Below are 3382 nucleotides of genomic sequence, written 5' to 3' on the forward strand. Positions count from 1 at the left end.
CTGGTTCACCCGCGCCATCTTCTGCCGCATTTCCAAAGGTGTCTGCGCCATTTCGGTAGCTCCTATCAGCCTGGTCAATTCTTTCATGGCGGGATGGGCCAGGAATGACGAGGTCTGCCGCGGTCCCTTGTCACCCTTGGAGACGGCAGCCGCCGGCTTCTCGCCTGCCCTATGCGCATGAATCTGGAGGACATTGTTGCCGATCGCCTCGGCTGTGGTCAGCGCTTGGCCGGTCACGCCAGCCGCCCGCATCACGGCGGCCGTCTGCTGCCACACGCCGGCGATCGCTCCGCCATTGGCGACGAGCAATCCGCGGTCAATTCGACGCTGCCGCTTATTCTCCACGCGCGCGACCGTCTTGTCACTGACCTGGTAGCGCGGGTCGTTCTGTGCCCGCTTGTAGGCGCCCGCATGTTCCTTCGTGTAGGGTCGGCTCATTGCGTGATCGTACCGGCGGGTTGCGACCATCGCTATACCGTGTTCGCGCGCCTTCTCCGCGTACGCTTCCCGCCAGGCATGGAGATCCGCCTTGTAGAATGTCAGCCGCTCGCCGTCGTCCGACCGCGCCTGCACCATGGCGTGGACATGGACGTGCTTCGTCTCGGCATGGTGTGCAAGCACGAATTGGTGCCCCGGCGCGCGCTCTTCGAGCACGGCTCGCGCGGCCGCCATGATGGCTTGCGCGTCCGTACCAGCCCGGGCAGAGAAAAGCAGGTGGTAAGCATTGCGGCGCTCCCGGCCGGAAAGTTGTGGCCGCCATTGCTCAAAAATCGCCGCGGCCGCCTTCGTCGGCTGTTTGCTGGAAACCGCCTGTCCGTCCCCCTGGCGAACCTGCTTGTGCGATCGAATAAACTTCTGGAGAAAGTATTGCGCCTTACGCTCGCTGCCGACGGCCGCCGTCACTTCCGCTGCCGCGCGGATGCCGGCCCTCCCCATGGCTTCGCGCAAGCCGGCTTCTATCTTGGAGAGCGCTTTGCTGCGTGAATTAGCACGCCCGGCAGCTAGAATCTTGGCAAGCTTCCCGGCGCGGTCCTCCTCCGTGTGGCCATAAACGTCGACGCTGTTGCCCGTGCGAGCATAAACGAACGGCTTCGACCCGAAGGCCAAGTGCAACGCCTCGCCAAGCGCTTCGTCTGTGACGTCGCCGGCCAGTTCAAATCGCACTTCGATGAAATTCGTATTCTCAAGCTGCGCCTCGAATGTCTGGGTGAATTGATGGAGAAAGCCGCGACGGTCCTGCGCATTGGCAAGCCCTTGTCCGCTATCGGTGAAGATCTCGATGTCGCGCTTCCCGCCCTGTTCATTGGCGCGTGTGCCGACATAGGCGAGCAGCGCGCCGGCCTGCTTAGGATTGGCCGCGCTCGACAAGACCTTGAACACCGCCGGCTGTGCCCCGGCGGCAAAGGCCGCTCGCGCCGCAACCGCCCTCGCCTCTCGGGTCGACCGCGCGAAGTGTCGAGCGGACGGGAGCGCTCCCGACCTTCCGCCACCCCCGCCTCGGCGCCGCCATTCTTCTTCCTCTTCCTTGACGAAAGCACCGAGTGCGAGGCCGAAAATCGTTATTGCCGCCTTTGCGTCCATAGACGAACTCCCGTTAGCGCCTTGCGGCCGAGCAGCCAGCGGTATCGTGGTGACGGCTCCTCCCCGGCCTGCGGACGAAACAGGGGGCTTTGTAAAGCCGGCGCTCGCACCTGGGTGTTTCGCGCTCCCGGTCGGCCATTTCCCGCGTGACTGGAACGAAGCCAGGCGGTCCGGGGTGACGCCCCTCCCGTGAATGCTCATCGCTTGAAGGTCGACCAGCTCCCGGCGAGCAGATTGCAAAAGCTTATCATCAAGGACCTCGATATCGCCAGCGCTCGGCATGCGCAAATAGCGTTCGATCTCGGCAGCATATCCCGCGAGGCGACCGCTCATACCTTGACCTGCCTTGGCTTGCGCGGCCTCGCAATCATCGCCTTCAATTCTTCGCGGAACCGTCGCACGAGCTCGCCAACGGCGATCAAGGCGCGCTCGAGGTCTTCATCAAACGGCACCCGGCCCTCGTTCATCGCGCGGACGGCCTGGTTGAAATTCACACCGACGCGGCGAAGCTGGTCGGTGGCCTCCTCAATGGAGGGTCGCAGCTCCCCCGTCGCTGCCGGCAGAAAGCCCGCCTCGGTCCGAACAAGGCGGCGAACGACCTCGCTGACCGTCACGGACTCTCCATCAGCAATGGCGCGCAGCCGCTTCAGCTCGACGCTTGAGAAGCGCACATGCAGGACTTCGCCATAGCGCCGGGATGCGTTCTGCGTTTCTGTTTGGTGGTTGTTGGGTCTCATCTTCAAGCCCGCTTGCGGGCGCTAAGGCCCTTGGGCCGCGCCGCCATTTTTTCGTGTGTAACACAAAAAAGGCTATCCTGCCAAATACAAAACCCAATCACACAAAAAACATTCACATACTCGCCAACAGATACCAGTTTCAATTTCATACTAAGATACACATGTTGGCACGGACACATAGATCATGAGGGACATGACGCTTCCGTGACTTGTTGACAAGCCAACTTCTCAACATGTTTCTGTCGTGATATACCGCCTTACTGCGAAATCATCATGCTAACATGGAGACAAACCGCACGTCGCGATCGCTGATAACGGTGACCGCGGTTGGCATCGCAAGACAGATTGGAGAGCCACGCGACCGAGGCGGCCGGCACGGCTGATTTGCACCGAGACGCGCACGATGACGCGGCCTCGATCGCGTGGCCCCGAGCGTTCACTGCACCCTTATGGACAGCCGACGCCGCAGGGCGGGCTGTCCTAATCGTTCGGCAGCTTGTGCCTATGGGCCTTGATGTAGTCTTGCACCGCTTGGCGCAGCAGCTCGGTCATGCTGTGGCCATTGCTGATCGCGAGCAGCTTGAATTGGCGCTGCTCGCCAGCAGTAAGGTAATAGCCGCAGCGCACCATTTCCTCTTCGCGAATCCTCTTGCCGGCAACCGGATCCTTCTTCTGGCCCTGTCGCAGCATTTTGCGAAAGTCCGGCCGAGGTGACGCTGGCGCTGCTTCAGCCTCCGATGCCGCCGCGGATGCGGCGGCAATCGGCTGAGGGGCGGGATCGGATTTCGGAGCGATGAACATGCTGGGAAGCGTCGGCGGCTGTGTGGAGATCGCTCGCATCATGCGAGCCTTCTTGTCGTCTTGCGTGTCCGGGGTGCTTTTCTCGGTCATGCGGCCTTCCTCATTGCTTCGGTGAAGGCCTTGAGGACATCGTCGAAGACCCCTTCACTTTCGGCAATCGCCTTAGCGTCAGGCTGATCGGGACTGTAGAGTGTCTGGCCGCTTTGCAGGTCCCGATAGGCGACACGGTTTTGCAGCGCATGGTCGGCGATCGGCGTGCCGTT

The 3382-nt window shown here is 61.9% G+C and carries 3 protein-coding genes; all 3 read right to left on the reverse strand.

The window, feature by feature from the left end:
• Positions 1–1368: relaxase/mobilization nuclease domain-containing protein (locus tag ACWGS9_RS34280; RefSeq protein ID WP_454509361.1), on the reverse strand; the 1368-nt coding region annotated here is incomplete at its 3' end.
• Between the two features lie 542 nt (positions 1369–1910).
• On the reverse strand, positions 1911–2318 hold the full coding sequence (locus ACWGS9_RS34285; protein WP_454509362.1) for a MobC domain-containing protein: 408 nt from the start codon (positions 2316–2318) through the stop codon (positions 1911–1913).
• A gap of 480 nt (positions 2319–2798) precedes the next feature.
• Entirely contained in the window at positions 2799–3209 is a 411-nt protein-coding gene (locus tag ACWGS9_RS34290; RefSeq protein WP_454509363.1) for a hypothetical protein, read from the reverse strand.
• Positions 3210–3382 lie beyond the last annotated feature (173 nt).

The organism is Mesorhizobium sp. Arg314 (assembly GCF_053714275.1).